This window comes from Streptomyces sp. NPDC001717 (assembly GCF_042892775.1).
GTDB lineage: Bacteria > Actinomycetota > Actinomycetes > Streptomycetales > Streptomycetaceae > Streptomyces.
Map to the genome: position 1 here is coordinate 191,687 of NZ_JBIAUK010000011.1, position 20,288 is coordinate 211,974.

20 protein-coding genes and 1 pseudogene are annotated in these 20,288 nt (G+C 73.9%); 6 read left to right on the forward strand and 15 right to left on the reverse strand.

The window, feature by feature from the left end:
• Positions 1–7: 7 nt before the first annotated feature.
• The 6 genes and pseudogenes from ACFYZL_RS20130 to ACFYZL_RS20155 form a co-directional block, all read right to left on the reverse strand.
• On the reverse strand, positions 8–1,225 hold the full coding sequence (locus ACFYZL_RS20130) for an AAA family ATPase (RefSeq protein WP_388680529.1): 1,218 nt from the start codon (positions 1,223–1,225) through the stop codon (positions 8–10).
• Positions 1,222–2,910, reverse strand: coding sequence for an ankyrin repeat domain-containing protein (locus ACFYZL_RS20135; RefSeq protein ID WP_384747106.1), 1,689 nt, complete (start codon positions 2,908–2,910; stop codon positions 1,222–1,224). Before ACFYZL_RS20135 ends, ACFYZL_RS20130 begins: the two co-directional genes overlap by 4 nt.
• Positions 2,907–4,043 (reverse strand): gala protein, encoded by a 1,137-nt coding sequence (locus ACFYZL_RS20140; RefSeq protein WP_388680532.1) that lies wholly within the window; start codon positions 4,041–4,043, stop codon positions 2,907–2,909. Before ACFYZL_RS20140 ends, ACFYZL_RS20135 begins: the two co-directional genes overlap by 4 nt.
• A gap of 73 nt (positions 4,044–4,116) precedes the next feature.
• Positions 4,117–4,189, reverse strand: a pseudogene (locus ACFYZL_RS20145).
• Between the two features lie 77 nt (positions 4,190–4,266).
• Positions 4,267–5,457: a cytochrome P450 gene (locus ACFYZL_RS20150; protein WP_388680535.1), complete on the reverse strand. Its 1,191-nt coding sequence runs from the start codon at positions 5,455–5,457 to the stop codon at positions 4,267–4,269.
• Between the two features lie 76 nt (positions 5,458–5,533).
• On the reverse strand, positions 5,534–6,325 hold the full coding sequence (locus ACFYZL_RS20155) for an MBL fold metallo-hydrolase (RefSeq protein WP_384747100.1): 792 nt from the start codon (positions 6,323–6,325) through the stop codon (positions 5,534–5,536).
• An 84-nt stretch (positions 6,326–6,409) separates the two neighbouring features.
• On the opposite strand from ACFYZL_RS20155, the gene ACFYZL_RS20160 reads away from it, so the two are divergent.
• Entirely contained in the window at positions 6,410–7,009 is a 600-nt protein-coding gene (locus ACFYZL_RS20160) for a CGNR zinc finger domain-containing protein (protein WP_384747098.1), read from the forward strand.
• Positions 7,010–7,120: 111 nt separating this feature from the next.
• On the opposite strand, the gene ACFYZL_RS20165 is transcribed toward ACFYZL_RS20160, so the two are convergent.
• Positions 7,121–8,296, reverse strand: coding sequence for a glycosyltransferase (locus tag ACFYZL_RS20165; RefSeq protein WP_384756747.1), 1,176 nt, complete (start codon positions 8,294–8,296; stop codon positions 7,121–7,123).
• 106 nt (positions 8,297–8,402) lie between these two features.
• Complete coding sequence (locus ACFYZL_RS20170; protein WP_388680540.1) at positions 8,403–9,395, reverse strand: NAD(P)-binding domain-containing protein; 993 nt, start codon at positions 9,393–9,395, stop codon at positions 8,403–8,405.
• Between ACFYZL_RS20170 and ACFYZL_RS20175 the strand changes: the two genes are divergently transcribed.
• The 3 genes from ACFYZL_RS20175 to ACFYZL_RS20185 all read left to right on the forward strand — a co-directional run bounded on the left by ACFYZL_RS20175 (position 9,293) and on the right by ACFYZL_RS20185 (position 11,821).
• A complete protein-coding gene (locus tag ACFYZL_RS20175; protein WP_388680544.1) occupies positions 9,293–10,735 on the forward strand; it encodes a M1 family metallopeptidase in 1,443 nt (480 codons plus the stop codon). The two genes, ACFYZL_RS20170 and ACFYZL_RS20175, sit on opposite strands and share 103 nt — an antisense overlap.
• 158 nt (positions 10,736–10,893) lie before the next feature.
• Positions 10,894–11,268, forward strand: coding sequence for a hypothetical protein (locus ACFYZL_RS20180; RefSeq protein WP_384756756.1), 375 nt, complete (start codon positions 10,894–10,896; stop codon positions 11,266–11,268).
• Between the two features lie 193 nt (positions 11,269–11,461).
• On the forward strand, positions 11,462–11,821 hold the full coding sequence (locus ACFYZL_RS20185) for a metalloregulator ArsR/SmtB family transcription factor (protein ID WP_319731486.1): 360 nt from the start codon (positions 11,462–11,464) through the stop codon (positions 11,819–11,821).
• An 18-nt stretch (positions 11,822–11,839) separates the two neighbouring features.
• On the opposite strand, the gene ACFYZL_RS20190 is transcribed toward ACFYZL_RS20185, so the two are convergent.
• The 7 genes from ACFYZL_RS20190 to ACFYZL_RS20220 form a co-directional block, all read right to left on the reverse strand.
• Complete coding sequence (locus tag ACFYZL_RS20190) at positions 11,840–12,637, reverse strand: hypothetical protein (protein WP_388680548.1); 798 nt, start codon at positions 12,635–12,637, stop codon at positions 11,840–11,842.
• Between the two features lie 55 nt (positions 12,638–12,692).
• Positions 12,693–13,199, reverse strand: coding sequence for a DinB family protein (locus ACFYZL_RS20195; protein WP_384756762.1), 507 nt, complete (start codon positions 13,197–13,199; stop codon positions 12,693–12,695).
• Between the two features lie 66 nt (positions 13,200–13,265).
• A complete protein-coding gene (locus ACFYZL_RS20200; protein WP_384756763.1) occupies positions 13,266–13,487 on the reverse strand; it encodes a hypothetical protein in 222 nt (73 codons plus the stop codon).
• Positions 13,488–13,564: 77 nt separating this feature from the next.
• Positions 13,565–14,758, reverse strand: coding sequence for a hypothetical protein (locus ACFYZL_RS20205; RefSeq protein WP_388680552.1), 1,194 nt, complete (start codon positions 14,756–14,758; stop codon positions 13,565–13,567).
• Complete coding sequence (locus ACFYZL_RS20210) at positions 14,755–15,867, reverse strand: sensor histidine kinase (RefSeq protein ID WP_384756769.1); 1,113 nt, start codon at positions 15,865–15,867, stop codon at positions 14,755–14,757. Before ACFYZL_RS20210 ends, ACFYZL_RS20205 begins: the two co-directional genes overlap by 4 nt.
• Complete coding sequence (locus ACFYZL_RS20215; protein ID WP_388680555.1) at positions 15,860–16,555, reverse strand: response regulator transcription factor; 696 nt, start codon at positions 16,553–16,555, stop codon at positions 15,860–15,862. The genes ACFYZL_RS20210 and ACFYZL_RS20215 overlap by 8 nt, the downstream gene beginning before the upstream one ends.
• A gap of 48 nt (positions 16,556–16,603) precedes the next feature.
• Positions 16,604–17,341 (reverse strand): VanZ family protein, encoded by a 738-nt coding sequence (locus ACFYZL_RS20220; protein ID WP_388680558.1) that lies wholly within the window; start codon positions 17,339–17,341, stop codon positions 16,604–16,606.
• A 92-nt stretch (positions 17,342–17,433) separates the two neighbouring features.
• Between ACFYZL_RS20220 and ACFYZL_RS20225 the strand changes: the two genes are divergently transcribed.
• Both ACFYZL_RS20225 and ACFYZL_RS20230 read left to right on the forward strand, forming a co-directional pair.
• Entirely contained in the window at positions 17,434–18,129 is a 696-nt protein-coding gene (locus ACFYZL_RS20225; RefSeq protein ID WP_384756777.1) for a 2-phosphosulfolactate phosphatase, read from the forward strand.
• 341 nt (positions 18,130–18,470) lie between these two features.
• Complete coding sequence (locus ACFYZL_RS20230; protein WP_388680561.1) at positions 18,471–20,249, forward strand: IPT/TIG domain-containing protein; 1,779 nt, start codon at positions 18,471–18,473, stop codon at positions 20,247–20,249.
• Positions 20,250–20,288: the final 39 nt, after the last annotated feature.

The window sequence follows — 20,288 nt, forward strand, 5'->3', positions numbered from 1 at the left end:
CCCGCGCTCAGTTCCCGCCCGGCAGCGAGCCGGACAGCTGGAGCAGCTCCACGAAGGCGTCGATCCCGGCGGGCACCGGCCAGTCCAGGTCGCGCATCGCCGCCAGGTCGGCGGCGGCGCGGGCGGCGACATCGGGCACGCCCGCGTCCACGGCCTTGGCCAGCACCGCCCAGCCCGCCTCCCAACGGGGGCGCGTCAGTTCGCTCTGCACGGCGGCGACCACCGCGATCAGGAAGGCCAGCTGCCGGTCGCCGCGCTCGGGCAGGGCGAAGGCGTCCGGGTCGGCCAGCACCCGGTCCGGGTCGGGCAGGTCGAGGTGTTCGAGGTACGAGAGCAGCTCGATCCCCGCGGCCTCGCCCACGGCCCCGGTGAGCGCGGCGGCCAGCGCCTCCCGGCCCGTGGAGGCCGCGTACCCCGTGGCCAGCAGTCGCAGGGCCATCTCCCACGTACGCGGGGAGGGCCAGCCGCGGCCTCGCCCGGAGGCGTCGGCCGGCATGTGGTGGACCAGGCCCGGCCGGGCGGTGAGGAAGCCGGAGACGACGCCGCGGGCCCGGGCCACCGCGCCCGAGGCCTTGGCGGGATCCACGGCCGGGATCGCCACCTCGGGCCAGGCGCCGGCCATGCCGCGGGCCACCGTGCGCGGGTCGTGCGTCCAGTCGAGGTGGACGAAGCGGTTGGCGAGCGGCGGGCTGAGGTGCCAGCCGTCGGCGGCGCTGGCGGGCGGGTTGGCCGCGGCGACGATCCGTACCGCGGCCGGGAGTTCGAGGCTGCCGACCCGGCGCTCCAGGACCACGCGCAGCAGGGCCGCCTGTACGGCCGGCGGGGCGGAGGACAACTCGTCGAAGAACAGCAGCCCGTGGCCGGTACGGGCGAGGCGCACGGCCCAGTCCGGCGGGGCCATGGGGACACCGGTGGTGGCGGGGTCGTCGCCGACGATGGGCAGTCCGGAGAAGTCGGAGGGCTCGTGGACGCTGGCGATGACGGTCTCCAGCCGCACGCCGAGCGCGGTGGCGAGCTGCTCCATGCCGGCGGACTTGCCGATTCCGGGCTCACCCCACAGCAGGACGGGCTGATTGGCCGTCACTGCCAGTGCCAGCGCCTCCAGTTGGGGGTTGGCGGCGGGCTCGGTGCGGGTGGTGCCCAGCCGGGCCCCCAGGGCGTCGGCGGCGGCCAGGGCCCCGGAGGGCCGGGGCTGCGGCTGTCCCTGCGACCGGGTCGCGCTCATGCGTCGTCGTCCTCGTCGTCCTCGTCCGGGTCTTCGTCTTCCTCGTCTTCCTCGCGGTACTCCATGTGCTCGTCGAACCAGTCGGCGCCGATGTCCGGGAACTCCGCGTCGACGCGCTCCCCCAGGAAGGCGAGGTCCTTGCGCTTGTAGCGGCGGATCTCCTGCGACAGCGAGAGGTCCATCTCCTCGGTGACGTCGATCCGGGAGCCGGCCGCCACCAGGGCCCTGACCAGATCCGCCGAACCGCCCCAGTGCACGGCGGACAGCAACGGCGTGCGCCGGTTCGTGTCCCGTGCCTCCAGGTCGAGTCCGGCCTTCAGCAGCCGGGGGAGCAGCACCTCGTGGTCGAGCAGGTGGAGGGAGTGCAGCAGCCCGCGGCCGCGGGCGTCCCGGATCCGGGGGTCCACGCCCGCGTCCAGCAGGGCCGTCACACCGGGGGTGTCGCCGTGCTGCACGCGCAGGAAGAGTTCACGCCGCTGGGCCTGCAGGGCCCGGGGCAGCCGCCCTTCGCCCGTGGCCCAGGTCTGCTGCACGGCGAAGCACCCGGAGACCGCGCCGCCGAACGCCCGCATGGCGCGCTCGCGCTGCTGCTCCTCCGGGGTGTGCGGCACGTCGAGCACGCCGTCGCGCGAGCGCACCTCGTGCCACACGCCCTGGCAGCGCACCCGTACCGGTCCGCCCGCGTCCGGGCCGGCCGGGCCCTCGGCGGGGCCGGCGTCGGGGAACAGCGCGGCGGCCACCAGTGGGTGCAGCTCGCGCGGGGTGATCCGGCCGGCGCGTACCAGTTCGACGTCCGGCAGCGGCTGGAAGGCGTACCGGGGCATGGGCGGGACGGGGAGCGCCTCCGTCCGGTCGATGATGCGGGCCCGGAGCCGGTCCGGACCGGCGTGCTCCAGCAGGAGGTGGGAGTACCAGCCGGTCGGGATCCGGAACCGGTCACCCGCTCCGGCCGCCACGAGCCGCGTCACTTCCGGTGCGAGCCGGGAGAGGTCGAGGGACAGCCGAGCGAAGGTGGTCTTCGCGTCGTCCGGGCGCCCGTACGGCGGCGCGGGGGGATCGGTGAGGTCGCACTCGATGCCGGCGGCCGCGTAGGCCTCGACGGTTTCCCCGTCGGCGCGCAGCCGGGCGATCCGCTCGGCGAGGCCCTCCGGGACGGCGAAGTGCGCGCCCAGGTCGGAGGCGCACCGGGCGTCCCAGAACGGCCGGACCGCGTTCCAGTGCTCCCGGACGAAGCCCTGCCCCGTGTACGAGTTGCGCTTCTCGGCGACGAGCAGCGGCTCGCAGTGCAGCTGCAGCCGCTGCGAGCCCTCCGTCAGCAGGGGGGTGGTGACCGACAGGGTCGGTCCGTCCGGGCCGCCGTAGGAGGCGAGCACGACGCGCAGGTCCGTGGTGAGGGTGGTGCGGCCGCCCAGGTAACGGGGCAGGTGCCAGCGCAGCAGGTCCGGGGCGAAGTGGCGCAGGTCCTCGGCCATGGCCTCGGCGACGGCGGCGCCGTGGCGGGCCTCCAACTCGGCCGGGTCGAACAGGACGTCCACGGCGGCGGCCGCGCAGGCCTCCCGCCAGTCGCCGGCCGTCCGGTGCGCCGTCGCCCGCTCGATCATCCAGCCGGGCACGGCGTAGCGGCGGATCCGCTGCCATGCCGCTCCGTCCTCCGACCCGAAACCGCCGGACAGTTCGACGCTCACCGGTACACGCTGCCGATCGCGCGCAGGTCCGGGTGGGCGGCCCGGGCGGGGCGGAGCCGTTCGGTGAAGGAGCGCTTCACGCGGCGGGGCAGGCCGGGCCCCAGGCCCACGTACTCCAGGGGGCTGTCGGCGGGCACCGCGGCGAGCAGGCTCTTCGCGCCGCGTCCGGTCAGGCCGGTGTGGCGCAGCTCCAGGCGGCGCAGGGGACTGCCCGGGAGGGCGGCGGCCAGGGCGTACGCGCCCTCGTCGCCGGGTTCGTTGCCGGGAGCCCCGAGGCTGCGCTCGGACATGGTCCGGCCGAGGTCGAGGGCTTCGATGCCGCCGAGGGAGGCGGCCAGGGAGCGCGCTCCGGCGGCGCCGATGCCGTTGCCGCCGAGTCCGAGGCGGACCGGGCTCGCGGAGTCGCCGGCGGCGGAGGCGAGCGCCGCGGCGCCCTCGTCGCCGAGGTGGTTGGCCGGGACGTACAGCTCGCGCACGCCGGCTTCCCGGATCAGGGCGGCGAGCAGCGGGGCGGCGTCGGGGCCGAGTCCGTTGCCGCCGAGGAAGAGTCGCTCCAGGGGCTGCCCGCGGTCCAACAGGGCGTCGAGCAGGAGGCGTACGCCGTCGGTGCCGATCCCGGTGTTGACCAGGTCGAGGGTGCGCAGGGCGGTGTTGCGGCGCAGCAGCGCGGCCAGGGTGCGGGCACCGTCCGCGTGGAGCGGGTTGCGCTTGAGCCACAGGGCGCGGACGGTGGTGTCGTCGGCGAGGGCGCCGGCGAGGGCGTCCACCCCGTCGGGACCGATCCGGTTGCAGCCGAGGTACAGGGTGTGCAGGCCGTGGCCGGGGGTGAGGGTCCCGGCCACGGTGCGGGCGCCCGCGTCGCCGATGGCGTTGGTCCCCAGGAGCAGGTGGGTGGCGTGGGCGGAGGCGGCCGCGACCGGCAGCAGCCGGGCCGCGCCCTCCGGTCCGAGCCCCTGCTTGCAGAGGTCGACCCGGCCGTCGGCGCGCAGCGTTCCGAGCGGGAAGGTCTCGTCGGTCTCGACGGGCCGGTCCGCGGCGAGCCGGGCGATCAGCGGGTCGAGGCCGGCCGGGTCGGCCGGTGGCATGTCGGGGTGCTCGATCGCCGGGCAACGTACGGGTGTCGGCTGTGTCATCACCACTCCACCGGTTCCTTCGCCGGTGCCCGGCGTCCAACACGACTTGAGACGAGAACTGCACAAGTAGACGCAAGACCGGTCGGATTCGAACCGACGTCCTCCAGCTCGATGCGTGGGCGCGACGACCTCTGCGCTACGGCCTTGCTGTCGGAGATCATACCCATGCGGCGGCCGAAAATCGATCACCCGTTTGAGAGGTCCGGCGCCGTGCGCGGCCGGTTCAGTCGCGCGGCCGCGCCGGCCCGTACACCACGGGGAGTTCGACCAGTGCGCGGGCGCGCATCGACGGGCGCCACCGGGGTTCCGGCGCGGCCGGCTCCAGGCTGCCGAACCGCTCCAGCAGGGCCTCCAGCGCGATCTCGGTCTCGGCCCGGGCCAGCGGCGCGCCCAGGCAGTAGTGGATCCCGTGCCCCAGCGCCAGGTGCCCGGTCGCGTCCCGGGTGAAGTCGAGCCGGTCGGGGTCGGGGAAGCGGCCGGGATCGCGGTTGGCCGCGGACAGCGACAGCAGGACCGTCTCGCCCGCGGGCACGGTCACCCCCGCGATGGTCACGTCCTCGGTGGGGAAGCGGCGGATGGCCAGGAGCGCCGGCCCTTCGAGGCGCGCGAGTTCCTCGACCGCGCGCGGGATGCCCGAAGGGTCGCGCCGGAGCGCGTCGAGGAGTTCGGGACGGTCGAGCAGGGCCAGGACGGCGTTGCCGATGAGCTGGACGGTGTTCTCGTAGCCGGCCATGAGGATGAGGAAGGCCAGGGACGTCAGTTCGTCCTCGCCGAGCCGGTCGCCGTCGGTGTCGCGGACCGCGATCAGGTCGGAGAGCAGGTCGTCCGCGGGGTGCTCGCGCTTGTGCGCGATGAGCTCGGTGAAGAAGCCGAGCATGGCGACCACCGCCTGCTTGGCGGCCTGCGGTCGGGCGGGATCCGGCGAGATCAGCTCGGTGGTCCAGGCGCGGAAGTCCTTGCGGTGGTCGTCCGGTACCCCGAGGAGGTCGCAGATGACGGTGATCGGCAGCGGCGCCGCGTACGCCGTGATGAGGTCGGTGCGGCCGTGCGGGCCGAGCGCGTCCAGCAGGTCGTCGGCGGTACGGCGGATCGGAGCGCGCAGTTCCGCCACGCGGTGGGGGGTGAACGCGCGACCGACCAGCCGGCGCAGCCGGGTGTGGTCCGGGGGATCCATGTTCAGGAGGTTGGCGTCGAGGGCCGGCGGCAGGGACAGGCCGCGGTAGGAGCCCTCCGCGGCGTTCCGCTTGTCGAGGGAGAGCCGCGGATCCGCGAGCGCCGCGCGTACGTCGTCGTACCGGGTGACGAGCCAGGCCGGCTCGCCACCCGGTCCCGTGATGCGCTGCACGGGCGCCGCTTCCCGCAGCCGCCGGTATGCCGCGTACGGCTGGTTCACGAGCTCGTCCTGAAGATCCATGCCCGTAAGCCTAGTTCGCCGCGTCGGGAGGTCCGAAGGGCGGCCCCGGGGAGGCGCGGAGCCCGTATCGCGCCGGTCAGCCGCGGTCGCCCAGGTCCAGCCGGTCGAGCAGCCCGGCGGCCGTGAACGCGGCGACCAGTTGGTCGCGCCCCTCGGTGAAGTGCCCCCAGCTGTCGTAGTGGACGGGAACCACCCGGCGGGCACCGAGGATCCCGGCGGCATCCGCCGCCTGCGCGCTGTCGAGGACCAGCAGCCCGCCGTCGAAGAGCTGGGGGAAGCGCGGCGCCCCCGCGAACAGGATGGCGGTGTCCACCGGTCCGAACCGTACGGCGATCTCCTTGACCAGGTCGACGGAGGCGTTGTCGCCGCTGACGTAGACCGTCGGAAGGTCCTGCCCCGTGAGGACGAACCCGACGACCTGACCGGTGAACGGCTCGACCTCCTCGCGCGTGCCGGGCCCGTGCACGGCGGGCACGCCCGTGACCGTGATCGTGCCGCCGTCGGGGCGGTCGAGGTCGACCGACTCCCAGTCGGCGAGCCCCTTGGCGCCCGCTCCGAGCCGCTGTCCGCCCCCGGGGGTGGTCAGGGTCAGGGGCACGTCGGCGAGCAGGGCCCGGCCGGACTCGTCGAGGTTGTCGGGGTGTTCGTCGTGGGAGAGCAGGACCACGTCTATGCGGCCGAGGTCGGCCGGCGCGGCGGAAGCGGCTGCCGTCTTGGTCAGTCGCCGGCCGCTCGGCATGGGGTACTCGCGCGGCGCGTCGAAGGTGGGATCGGTCAGGAACCGCAGGCCGCCGTATTCGAAGAGAGCGGTCGGGCCGCCGAACACGCGGACGGGGAACCGCTCGACGGGCGTGCTGGTGTCAACCATCAGAACCTCACGGATGAGTGGTGGGTTATCCGTGATGATCATAGGGGTCTCTCACGGATGGGCGCAATGGGTACCATGAGAACCATGAGTGAGATCCCGGCCGCCGAATCTGCGCCACCGCCCGCGCCGGGGGCGCAGGACCACCTCGCCCTCGATTTCGTCAACAGCGCCGTCGCGCTGCCCGGAGGGCAGTTCATCGATTACCTCGGCACGCCCGAGAGCGCGAACCGGTGGCTCACCGCGCACGGCCTCGCGCCGGCCGACGCCGGGGTCCGGGAGATGTGCGCGACGCAGCTGCGCTCGATGCGCGAGCACCTGCGGGCGCTGTTCGCCGCCCGCGCCGACGGGCTGCCCGCCCTGCCCGCGGCGCTGTCCGCCGTCAACGACGCGATGAGCAAGGCCCCCACGGCGGCCCTGCTGTACTGGGACGAGAAGAACGGGCCCTACCGCGTGGCGCCGTGTCCCACCAACGAGATCCTCGACCGCGCCCTCGCGACCCTCGCCGCCGACGCGGCCGATCTCCTCACCGGCCCCGACGCCGACCGCCTCACCGGCTGCGGGTCGAGCCCCTGCAACCGCTACCTGCTGCGCAACGGCCGCCGCCACTGGTGCTCCACTCGCTGCGGCGACCGCGCCCGGGCCGCCCGCGCGTACGCCCGGCGCACCCAGTCGAAGACGGACTGAAGGGGCGGCCGGAAACGACGAACCCGCGCTCCGGACGGTGATGCCGTCCGGAGCGCGGGTTCGTCGTTTCCGGGTTCAGGGTCCCGGGTGCCGAGTCCCGGGTTCAGGTCGTCAGCCGGTCGCGGCCGCCAGCAGGACGTCGACGAGCCGGTCCGCCGCGTCCGGCCGTCCGTACGCCCGGGCCCGCTCCGCCATCGCCGTCCGCAGGACGGGGTCGGTCAGCAGCGGGCCGACCGCGCCCTGCAGGCCCTGCGGGGTGACCTCGCCGAGCAGGGCGACGGCCGCCCCCGCGTCCGCGAGGTACTGGGCGTTGTGCGCCTGCTCGTTCCCCGCCGACGAGGCGAGCGGTACGAACACGGCGGGCTTGCCCAGCGCGGTCAGTTCGGCCAGGGTGCCGGCGCCGCTGCGGGACACCACGACGTCCGCCAGGGCCAGGACGTCCGGCAGCTCCGCCCCCACGAACCCGGTCAGGTGGTACCGGCCGGCGAGCACCGGGTCGAGGGTCGAGGCGGCGGCGCGCAGTTCGTCCACGTTCGCCGGGCCGCACTGGTGGATCACGTTCGCGTGGCTCAGCAGCCACGGCAGTACGTCCCGGATGACGCCGTTGATCTGCTGGGCGCCCTGGGCCCCGCCGGTGACGTAGACCGTGGGCAGGCGCCGGTCGAACCCGGTGAGGTTCAGCGCGTGCAGCGCCTTCTCGCCGTGGCCGGTGAGGACCTCGGGCCGGACCGGGTTGCCCGTGACGACCGCACGGTCGCGGACCTCGGCGGGCAGCAGCGGCAGCGAGGACTCCGAGGACACCGCGATCCGGGTGGCCGAACCGGCCAGCTTCCGGTTGGCCAGCCCCAGCCGGACGGTCTGCTCGTGCAGGACCAGCGGGCGCCGGCACAGTCGGGCGGCGAGGCCGGCGGGGACCGCGACGTACCCGCCCGTCGCGAGGACGACGTCCGGCTGGAACTCGGACACGATGGCGCGGGCCTGCGCCACACCGAGCGGCACCTTCGCCATGTCCTTCACGTTCGCCGCCGACAGCATCTTCAGCGGATTCGCCGAGCGGCGGATCTTCCCCGTGGCGACCGTCTTGAAGGCGATGCCCTCCGCCGGGGCGACACGGGCCTCCAGGCCGTCGGCGGTCCCGATCCACAGGACGTCGAGCGTGCCGCCCGAAGCTGCGAGGCGGCCCTGCAGCGTACGGATCGCGGTGAGGGCCGGGTAGGTGTGACCACCCGTCCCTCCGCCCGTGACGAGCAGCCGGAACGAATGCGGGAGCGCGGAGGAAGTGTTCATTCCGTGAACCCTACTTCCTGCCCGTCTCCCGCACCCGGCCGCCCGTCGCCCGGGTCGCCCGTCATGCCTCCGCAGGTCAGGCGCCGGCAGGTCAGGCACCGGCGCGTCAGGAGCCCGCCGGCCGGACCGCCTTCGCGAGGGCGGCCCGCAGCGCGTCCGCGTCGGCGACGGTCCCCGGGTCCGAGGGGTCGATGCCCGGTCCGTCCGTGATGGTCATGTACGGGAGGGCGTAGGCGGGTGTGTCCCGCTGGAAGCGCCAGCTGTCGGCCAGGGTCCCCGCGTCCACCGGGTCGAAGCCCAGCAGGTCGACGAGGGCGGCGGCGGACTGCTTGGCCGCCGCGTCATCGCCCGCGAGGAGCAGCGCCGAGCGGTCGGCGGCCCCCGCCGGGCGGGCGAGGCCGCTCAGGTGTTTGAAGAAGATGTTGTTGAACACCTTGACCACGTGGGCCCCGGTCAGGTGCTCCTGGACGAGCTCGCTCGTGGTGGTCTCCTCGGCCTCCAGGGCCGGGAGGACCCCGTCGCGCTCCGGGTAGTAGTTCATCGTGTCGAGTACGACCTTTCCGGCGAGTCCGGCCGCCGGAAGGTCCCGGTACCTGCCGAGCGGGATGGTCACCACCACCCAGTCGCCCGCGGCCGCCGCCTCCGCCGCGGTGGCCGCCCGGGCCCGGGGGCCGAGCTCGGTGACCAGGTCGCTCAGCGACTCCGGTCCCCGGGAATTGCTCAGCACCACGTCGAGCCCGGCGTCCACGGCCAGCCGCGCGAGGGTGCCACCGATGTTTCCGCTGCCGATCAGTCCAAGGGTTGCCATACCCACCTCAATGCTTCCCCGCCCGTGGCTATTCCGCCCCGCCGGGCCGGCTCGCAGCGTGCGGCCTGTTTCTCGAAGTCCCCTGTGAGTCAAGCGAGTTGGGGTCGTGCTGGGGTATGGGCAAGGCCGCGCCGGTCCCGTAGCGTCGGCGGCGCGCATGCCCATCACCACGACCTCGGGGGCGGACCATGGAACGGACCGGGCGCGGCTTGGCGGGGCTGGTGCTCGCGGCACTCCTGGGGGTGACCGGGCTCGGCACCCCGGCCTCCGCGGCACCCGTGGCCGGGGCATCAGCGGCCGGGGAACCGGCGGCCGGGGCATCCGTGTCCAGGGCCGGCGACGAGGGCGCCGCCCCCTCCCGGCCCTCGTACGGCGCCGACCTGCGCGCCGACGCCACCGGCAGCCGGTGGACCGGCCGGGAGACGGTCACCTTCGGGAACCGTTCCGCCGAGCCGCTGCGCGAGGTCTACGTCCGCCTCTGGGGCAACGGCACCGACGGCTGCGGCACCCCACAGGCACCCTCCCCGGTCCGGATCGGCCGGGTGACCGGGGGAACCCCCGACGCCCCGTCGGTCGGATGCACCGCGGTGCGGATCGCGCTGCCCGCCCCGCTGCCGCCGGGCGGCCGGGCCACCGTCGGCTTCGACGTCTCGATCACCGTCCCCGACCGGCTGCACCGCTTCGGACGCGACGGAGACCACCGCTACCTCGGCAACGCCCTGCCGGTGCTGGCCGTCCGCGACGCGCAGGGTTGGCACCTGGACCCCGACGTCCAACGGGGCGAGAGCTACTACGCGCTGGCCTCCGACTTCCGGGTGACGCTCGACCACCCGACCGGGCTGAAGGTCCCGGCGACCGGCACCACCACCACCCGGCCGGGCACCCCTGGCCGCAGCGTCACCACCAGCACCGCGCGACAGGTGCGGGACTTCGCCTGGGCGGCCGGCCCGTTCCGCAGTGGTTCGGCCACGTCGCCGGGCGGCGTCACCGTGCGCGCGTACTGGACGGACGGCACCCCCGACGCCTGGGTGGAGACCGCCCGTGTCGAGGCGCTCCGCGCCGTCGACGACCTCGGCAAGCGGCTCGGACGCTACCCCTACGGCGAGGTCGACGTGGTCCTCAGCGACCGGTTCGCACCCATCGGCAGCATGGAGTTCCCCGGCCTGGTCCTGGTCTGGGCGGACGAGCAGGGCGGCGCCGTGGTCCACGAGCTGGCCCACCAGTGGTGGTACGGGATCGTCGGCAACGACGAGTACGCCTCGCCATGGCTCGACGAGGCCTTCGCCGTGTACTCCGCAGACGTGGTCACGGGTGACGACGGCGCGTACTGCGCGGAGTACGTCAGCTGGGAGAACGACACCCAGGCCGTCACCAACTCGATGGGCTACTGGGCCGCCTACGGCCCCGGCTGGAGCCGTTTCGTCTACACCAACGGCGGGTGCGTGCTGCACGACCTGGAGAAGGTGCTGGGCGCCCCGGCGATGGCCGCCATGCTGAAGGAGTACGTGCGCGACCACTGGTACGGGGTCTCGACGACCGCCGCGTTCCGGTGCGCCGCACAGGCGGCGACGACCACCGACCTCACCTCGTTCTGGCGCGAGCACCGCGTCCGCACGGGAGCGGCCTCGTGAGGCGCGGCGGCGCATTCTAGGGTGCCGGCGATCGTTTTCCGCCGAATACCCAGTGTTCCCGATCCGCCTGACGCCCAGTGGGTAGCGTCTGCGCTCATCACCCGGCGAGAGGTTCCGAACTCCGCCGGGGCCGTCAAGAGTCGAGGGAGCGAGTACTGATGGTGAGTGTGGAGACGTCTTTGAAGGAGGCGATGACCTCGATCGAGGGGAGCGTGGGGGTCGCGCTGGTCGACTACACGAGCGGCATGGCCCTCGGAACGCTGGGCGGGGGCAAGGACCTCAACCTGGAGGTGGCCGCGGCCGGGAACACCGACGTGATCCGGGCGAAGCTCCGCACCATGGAGATGCTGGGGATCAAGGAGGAGATCGAGGACGTGCTGATCACCCTCGGTGGTCAGTACCACCTCATCCGGCTGATCAAGGGCCGAGGGGGCAACGGTCTGTTCCTGTACATGGTCCTGGACAAGGCCAGGGCGAACCTGGCCATGGCGAGGCACCAGCTCAAGCGCATCGAATCAGAGCTGGAGCTGTAACCATTCGTCCTGCTTCCCGGCTCCGCACGCCCACGAGTTGAAAGAATCTTCAACTCGGCACATCTGAAAGTGATCAGCCGCGAGTGGGTCGGGGCCGGGAGGCGGGAGGATGGAAGGAGCTGGACGTCGCCGGTTCGGCAGGGGCCGGCCGCCGGACCGTGGAATGGTCGAACCCGGGTGGGAGTGTTGTCGCATGCAGGTGCCGCTGTACCAGGCCAAGGCGGAGTTCTTCCGCATGCTCGGACATCCCGTTCGGATCCGCGTACTGGAACTGCTTCAGAACGGCCCTGTTCCGGTGCGCGAACTGCTGAACGAGATCGAGATCGAACCGTCCAACCTCTCCCAACAGCTCGCGGTACTGCGCAGATCCGGCATCGTGGTCTCCATCCGCGACGGTTCCACGGTCAGCTACGCCCTGGCCGGCGGCGACGTGGCCGAACTCCTGCGGGCCGCACGGCGCATCCTCACCGAGCTGCTGGCAGGGCAGAGCGAACTCCTCGCCGAACTCCGCCACGCCGACACCTCGGTGCACACGGGACCGCCCACGCTGTGACGGAGGCCGCCTCCGGGTTCAGAAGGCGATGACGGGCCGGGTGGAGAAGGAGTCGTACAGGCCCTCGCCGTCCGGTCCGTACACGAACTCCGCGACGAACGGGTTGCGGTTGGCCGTCGCCAGCGGCAGCCAACCCAGCAGGTTGCCGTAGCCGCCGCAGACCGATTCACCGCCGTCGCCGCCGTGCACCGCGGAGGCGTCGCTCGTCAGCTCCGTCCGGTACGTGTCGTAGGCGATGTGCAGGCCCAAGGCGTTCAGGCCGTGCTGCGGGCCCGCCGGATCGGTGTACGGGATCCGGTCGAGCGGGCAGTCGCCGCCCCAACGGAACAGGGTGTCCGCACCGGCCCCGCAGGCGTGCTCCCATTCGTCGGAACTCGGCATCCGCAGCCCGCGCGACGCGAGCACGGCCGGCATGTCGGCGGGCGCCTCGGTCAGGTTCTCGTCCTCCACGGCCATGAGGACGGTCCCGAGCGTGACGCGCCGGCGGGGGCTGAGCACGTGCGCGAGGTACTCGCGCAGATCGAGACCGTACCCGTACCCCTCCTCCTGGCTCTCCTGGTAGTCGGCGGCCTGCTCGGGCGTCGGCTGCCAGGAGTCGAGGTCGAACCCCAGCGTCACGGAGCCGCCCGGCACGAGCGCGAACTCCCGGGCGTCCCGCTCGATCCGGGCACGGTGCATCCGCGCCCCGAGGTGCTCGACCGCCTCCACGGCGACCAGACGGCCACCCGCCGCATCGGCCGCCCGCCGCGCGACGTCGCGGGCGGTGGTCGGGTCGAACGACTGCCACTGGTCGAAGGTCAGGTCGGAGAGAGACATGGGCCGCAGTCTTCCACGCGCGCCCGACAGTGCCCGCCCCGGGGCGGTCGGCCGGCTATTCGCCGACGGCTCCGTCGATCGCCTCGCGCAGCAGGTCGGCGTGGCCGTTGTGCCGCGCGTACTCCTCGATCATGTGGGTGAGGACGTAGCGGAGCGAGATCGTTTCGCCCCGGAAGTCGACGGTGTCGTCGAGCGATTCGACGGAGGCGGTGACGGCGCGGGACCGGGCGCACTCCTCGCGCCACGTCTCGAAGGCCTCGTCGACATCGGCGTCCTCGACGTGGAACTCGGCGAACGTGCCGTCGACCTCGCCGGGCCAAGGCGGCCTGACGTCCTCGGCGTTCACGACCAGGCGGAACCAGCTCCGCTCGACCGCGGCCGCGTGCCGCACGAGGCCGAGCAGCGTGAGCCCCGAGGTCGGGACCGCCTTCCGCTTCAGCTGTTCGCCGGTCAGCCCGGCGCACTTCACGGCCAGGGTCGCCCGCTGATGGTCGAGGAACGAGGTGAGCGACGCACGGTCGTCGGCCACCTTGGACGGGGGTATGCGCTGATCATCGGTCACCGGGCGATCATGGCACGGGTCGGCTCTCCCGCGCCGCGCCGGCCGTGAGGCGGCGGACCTTGCCGGTCAGAGCACCAGGGTGCCGCCACCGGAGCCCCCGCCCAGGCGCGATCCGAGACGGGAGCGCAGCTCCTCGGCGGCCTCGCGGACCTCCGCCGAGCGGGTCTCCTCCCAGAGGATGCCGAGCAGCACCATGACGGCCCGTGCCTCGTCTTCGCTGATGAGCTTCAGCCGACCGTCGCCGGCCCGGTCGAGGAGTACGTCGAGAAGCTCTTCATCGCTGTCCATGTGGGGAACAACGCCGCGGCGCGCGGTGCGTCACCGGCGGACCGCGACGTCGGCCCGCGCCCGCGACCGCGCCGTGGTCACTCACCCGCGGTGAGCGCCCCGGTGCGCAGGAACTCCAGTCGGCGCCGTACCGCCTCCGTGGCTCCCGGCCGCCGCCCCGGGACGCGGCCCCGCAGGGAGGCCAGACGCGGCCCGAGTTCCGAGGCCCGATCGGGGTCCCGGAGTTGCTGCCACTGGTGGTGCGCACGGTCCACGGCCGCCTGGACGCCTGCGCTGTCCGGGGCCTCGTGAAGGGCGAGCCGGGCGTCGGCGGCTGCCATCCACAGCTCGCAGCTCGTTCGCGCGTCGCCGGAGAGGTGGGCCAGATCGGCCCGCACCTCCAGCCAGTGGACGGCCTCGACGGACCCCGCACCATGGGTCCGCACGGCCCAACGCTCCCACTGGACCGCGTGCGCGGCGGCCTCGCCGTGGCGGCCGACGTGCGCGAGGGAGAGGATCGCGGGCAGCGGATCCTCGGCAGGCGCCGCCGGAGCGAGCGCGGCCGGAGCGAGCGCGGCCGGAGCCGTCGTCGCGGAGGCCATCGCCGCTTGGGCCATCGCCGCGTGGGCCATGGCCACGGGTGCCCGCACGCCGTCCACGGAGAGGAGCAGCGCCCCGTCGTGACCGGCCTGGGCGGCGGCCCTGGCGTGGAGCTCGCCCGGCGGCGGGTTCAGTCCGCTGCGCCAGAGGGTGGCCACGGCCTGGAGGTAGGACGGCTCCGCGGCCGGTCGGTTGCGGGCCGGTGACGGTGCCACACGGCCGTGGAGGGCGATCCCGGGCCCGAGCGTCAGACCGTACGCGCTGATCTCGGGCCAGGCGTCGGGGGCGGCGACCAGGTCGACGATCACCCTCGTCGAGTCGGGGCGACGCGGCTTCAGTTCGCCGACCAGCCAGTCCCACGGCAGCCCCGTGTACCGCAGGGTCGCGGGAGTGGACCGGGCCAGCGCCAGGTGCAGCCGGTGCTGCCGCGCGTCGAGTTGGAGCTGCCCGGTGACGAGGAGGCTGAGCGGTCCCGGGGTCGCGGCGGCCGCGCGTACCCGGGTGAGCACGGTCTGCTGGTCCATCGGGTCGGCGAGCTCGACGATCGTGCCGGCCGGGGTTCCGGTGAGGGTGCTGGGTGGGACGGCCGCGAGGGTGGGCAGGACGCCGGTGGCGTTGATGAGCCGGCTCTTGCCCGTCGGCGCGGCCGCGAGGAGCAGTGCGGTCCCCGTCGTGTTCTCGCCTTTGATCACATGAGCACCGTACGCTCTCCCCGCCCCGGCGTGCCCCGGCAGGGAAGCCGAACCGTGACGAGGAGACCGCCGGCGGGCCGGGCGGCGAGGTCGAGGGTCCCGTCGTGGGCGCGGACGATGCTCTGCACGAGGGCGAGGCCGAGTCCGACACCCGCGTGCTCGTCGGTGCGTACGCGCTCCGTTCCGCGCCGGAAGGGTTCGCTGAGGGTCGGCACCAGCTCCGGCGGCACCCGATGCCCCGTGTTCTCGACCCGCAGCACGCCCGCGCCGTGCCGCGCCTCGGTGTGGACCGTCACGGTGCCGCCGGCGGGGAGGTTGTGGACGACGGCGTTCTGGACGAGGTTCGTCACCATCCGCAGCAGGAGTTCCGCCGAGCCGTCGGCCCATGCGCAGCCGCCGGTCAGGTCGAGTGCGACACCGCGCCGTTCGGCGAGGGGGAGCAGGGTCTCGGCGGCTTCCTCGGCGACGAGGGAGAGGTCGACGCGCTCACGGGTGAAGGTCCCGCGGTCGCTGCGGCTGAGCAGCAGCAGGGCTTCGGTGAGGCCGATCGCGCGGGTGTTGACGGCCTGCAGGCGTTCGAGGACTTCGTCCCGGTCGGCGGTGGGATCCCTGCGGGCGACGTCGAGCATCGTCTGCGAGATGGCCAGCGGGGTGCGCAGTTCGTGGGAGGCGTTCGCGGCGAACCTCTGCTGCTCGGCGACGTGTTCCTCCAGTCGGCCGAGCATCGTGTCGAACGCGTCGGCGAGTTCGCGGAATTCGTCCTGGCGGCCTTCCATGCGGATCCGGTGCGACAGCGATCCCTGCCCGGCCGCCCGAGCCGCGTCCGTGATCCGGGTGAGCGGTGCGAGCATCCGCCCGGCGAGGACCCATCCCCCGACGAGACCGAACGCGAGCAGGAAGACCATCGACGCGGCCGCGGCGGGGGCGAACATGCGCACCAGGAGGTAGCGGTTGGGCGAGGTCCACAGCAGACCCTTGGAGTTGTCGGGCACGTAGCGCAGCAGGAACACCCACACCACGGCCAGCAGCAGGGCTCCGGCGACCGCGAGGAACCCGGCGTAGCTGAGGGTGAGCTTCAGCCGGGCACTGAGCCCCGGGCGTCTACGCATGGGTACCACTCGGGTGGGTGCCGTCGGGGCTGGTGCCGATGCGGTAGCCGACGCCCGGCACCGTGACGATGACCCATGGCTCGCCGAGCCGTTTGCGCAGGGCGGAGACGGTGATGCGGACGGCGTTGGTGAAGGGGTCGGCGTTCGAGTCCCAGGCCCGCTCCAGCAGTTCCTCGGCGCTGACGACCCCGCCTTCCGCCGCGACCAGCACTTCGAGCACGGCGAATTGTTTCCGGGTGAGGGCGACATGGCGTCCGTCGCGGAAGACCTCCCGGCGGAAGGGGTCCAGGCGCAGGCCCGCGATCTCCCGGACCGGGGGCCGGGCGTGGGCGCGCCTGCGGTCGAGGGCCCGTAGCCGCAGGACGAGCTCCCGCAGCTCGAACGGCTTGGTCAGGTAGTCGTCGGCACCGAGCGCGAACCCGGACGCCTTGTCGTCGATCCGATCGGCAGCGGTGAGCATGAGGATCGGCATGCCGCTGCCGGAGGCGACGATGTGCCGGGCGACCTCGTCGCCGGAGGGGCCGGGGACGTCGCGGTCGAGGACGGCGAGGTCGTAGGAGTTGACCCTCAGCAGTTCCAGGGCACAGACGCCGTCGCCGGCGATGTCGGCGGCGATCGCCTCCAGCCGCAGACCGTCACGGACGGCCTCGGCCAGGTACGGCTCGTCCTCCACGATCAGTACGCGCATGTCCGAAGCCTAAGCAGTACGACATATCGCCGACGTATCCGACGCCGCTCAGCCCGCCGGCTCCCGCTCGGGTGCCGATGCCGATGCCGATGCCGATGCCGATGCCGATGCCGGCTCCGGCGCCGGCACGGGCGCCGGGGTGCGCCACCAGCGGCGCGACGCCAACCCGGCCAGAAGGGCGCCGACCGCGTTGACCAGTACGTCGTCCACGGAGGACACCCGGTCCAGCCGCAGGACGTACTGCGCGACCTCGACCAGGACCGAGCAGCCCGCCCCCAGCGCCAGGATCCGCGCCGGGGACGCCAACGCCGCGAACCGCAGCGGGGCGAAGAACCCCAGGGCCGCGAAGACCAGCAGGTTCCCGATGATCCCGAGCGGCCCCATCGTGGCGAGGTCCCGCAGCGGCACCAGGCTCACCCGGCCGGGGACGACGCCGGCACCGGCGCCCGGCATCATCGTCAGCCAGACGAACGGCACCGTCCCGTGCACCACGCCCACCTCGGCGAGCGAGGTCCGCCACGCGCGTGCGACACCGGCGGCGCGCCGCCGACGCGCCAGGAGCCAGGCCACCAGCAGGGCCGGCGGCAGCGCGACCAGCGTCATGAGCACCACACCGTTGAACGTGTCGAAGCAGCCGTGCCACCGCCCGGCCGCGCACATCGGAGCGGACATCATGAGCGGCCGCCGCATCACGAACAGGAGGGCCGCCGGGCCGAGTATCGCCAGGCCGAGGAGCACGACCCGGAGCGTGCGGCGGGGCGGTGAGGGAGATGCGCTGTGGTCCATGCACCCATGGGAGCCGGAGGGTCGTTGCGAGGGCGTATGCGATTTTCCATACACCCGCGATACACCGGCCGGACGTACGCGATCATGATCCAATGGACACTCGATTCCTCGGCATCCCGGAGCTCGCCGAAGCCCCGTCGTCCGCGGCGGTCGTGGTCGACGTCATGCGCGCTTTCACGGTGGCCGCCTGGCTCTTCGCGCGGGGCGCGGAGAAGACGGTGCTCGCCGGGTCGCTGGACGAGGCACGGGAACTCACGGCACGCCACCCGGACTGGGCGGCGCTCAAGGACGGTCCGCCCGCGCCGGGGTTCGAGCTGGTCAACTCGCCCGGCCTGCTGCGCTCCGTCGACCTCGGCGGCCGGACCGTGGTGCAGAAGACCACGGCCGGGACGGTCGGCGCCCTCGCCGTCAAGGACGCCCAGCTTGTGCTGTGCGCCGGTTTCGTGGTGGCGGAGGCGACGGCCCGGTTCCTGCGTGCCCGTGCCTTCGACAGCGTCACGTTCGTGGTCACCGGCGAAGACGGGCGGGCCGAAGAGGACCTGGCGTGCGCCCAGTACATCGCGGGCAGGGCCGCCGGGGCCGGGACGGACGCGGCCGGCTTCCTCCGCCGCGCGGCGCGATCGAGGGCCGCCGCCGAACTGGCGCAGGGGGTGCGCGAAGGCGCCCACCCCGACGACGTCGCGCTCTGCCTCGAACTCGACAGGTTCCCCTTCGCCATGGTCGCGTCCGTGGAGGACTCGCTGATGGTCCTGCGCCCGTACGCCGTGCCCGCGCCGCGGACCGGCTGACACCCGTCACCCCGGACCCGTCAGAGTGGACCCGCGGACGCAAGCCCGTGGTGGGGCAGTGCCGCCGGTACGCCCCGTCCGCCCGGCCCGATCACGTCGCGCCATGGAACGAATTGTTCGTACACGTGAGCCGGTCCGGTTCCTCTGTCGGATTTTCCGGCGGGACTGAAGTGACGATCCGGCATTTCGCGCCCGCCGCGCGCCCGCCGCTGCGATGCTTCCGCCGTTGTCACCGGGCCGCCGCTGCGCGGGCGGTCCTCGATACCGGCTCCGAGGGGGAGACTTCGATGTCATCGATCGCCGCGTCACGCGGACCAAGACCCTGGTGGCGGGGCCGCCTGATGGCCGTGGCCGCGTCGTCCGCACTGGCCGCGGGCGGCCTGACGGTCCTGGCGGGTCCGGCGGCGGCGGAAGGCGTGTGCGCCGCCCCGGTCGTGACGGACGCCGTCACCACGGTCACCTGCGCGGCGGGCGGGTCCGGAAGCCTCACCGTGCCCGACGACGTGTCCAGTGCCGTCGTCACCCTCGACGGCGCCGGAGGCGGCAACGCCTACGACGGCACGCCGGGCGGCAAGGGCGCGCACGTCGTGGCGACCGTCCCCGCGACGCCCGGGCAGACGTTCAACGTCGCCGTCGGAAAGCGCGGCGCCAACGCGACCGCGAACGCGCAGTTCGGCGCGCCCGGGTCCGGCGGAGCCCTCGTCGCGGTGACGACGGCCGCCGGCGCACCCCTGCTGACGGCGGGTTCGGGCGGCGGGGCGGGCGGACCGGGCATCGGCTCCCCGGCCTTCCCGGGAGCGCCCGGCGGCGACAGCGGCGGCGCGGGCGCCAACGGCAACGGCCAGGCCCCCGACGCGCAGGGCGGTACGGGCGGAGGGCCGGGCACCGACACCGCCGGCGGGACGGCCGGTACCGGCGGGTTCGGTACCGACAACGAGGGCGCGAACGGCTCCCCGGGCGCCTACCCGAACGGCCCCGGAGGCTCGGCGGCCCAGGGCGTCTTCAGCCCCACCGGCGCCGGCGGTCGCGGCGGCGCCGGATACGGCGGCGGAGGCCGGGGCGGAGCCGGCGGCCGGTACGGAACCACCGGCGGCGGAGGCGGTGGCGGAGGCGGCGGATCCAGCCTGGTCTCCGGCACGGTCCCCGGCTCACCGGTCACCCTGACCAACGGCGCCAACGCCGGGGACGGCCGCATCGTGTTCGCCTTCCACCGGGACGCGCCCACGGTCACCGCCATCAGCCCGGCCACCGGGTCCGCCGCCGGCGGCGTCTCGGTGACGGTCACCGGCACGAACCTGGCGGGCGCCGGCATCACCTTCGGCGCGGGCAACCCCGCCACCGGCGTCACCTGCACCCCGACCTCCTGCACCGTCACCGCACCGGCCGGCACGGGCACGGTGGACGTACAGGCCACCACCCCCGCCGGCACCAGCGCACCGACCGCCGCCGACCGCTTCACCTACATTCCCGTACCCGTGGTGACCTCGCTCAGCCCGTCCACGGGCACGACGGACGGCGGTACCGTCGTCACGGTGGGCGGCACCGGCCTGGGCGGCGCCACCGCGCTCACCTTCGGCCCCGGCAACCCGGCGGGCAACCTGTCCTGCACCGCCACCACGTGCACGGCCACCGCACCCGCGCACGCCGCGGGCCCCGTCGACGTGCAGGTCACCACGCCCGGCGGCACCAGTGCCGTGGCCGCCGGGGGACGGTACACCTACCAGCTCCCGCCCGCCGACATCGACGTCGACCTGACGGCGCAGCCGGGCCTGAGCCTCCTCGTCCCCTACCTCGGCTACACCCTCACCGCTCACAACACCGGCCCCGGTACGGTCACGTCGGCCACGCTCACGGCGACACTGCCGCCGGGCACGTCCGCCACCTCCCTCGCTCCCGGGTGCACCGTCATGGGGCCCACCGTGACCTGCGTCTACGGCACCATCGCGAGCGGCGGCGCCTCGGCCAAGACGTTCCGGGTCCCGCTGAGCCTGCTCTCGCTGGGACGCGTCTCGGTCACCGCCACCCGGACGGCGTCCGCCCCGACCGACCCCAACACGCTCAACGACAGCGCGACCGCCTCCTGCACGGTCGTCTCCGTCCTCCTGGCCACCTGTCCCTGACCCCCGGACAGCGCCCGGCCCGACACCCCGCTGCCCCGC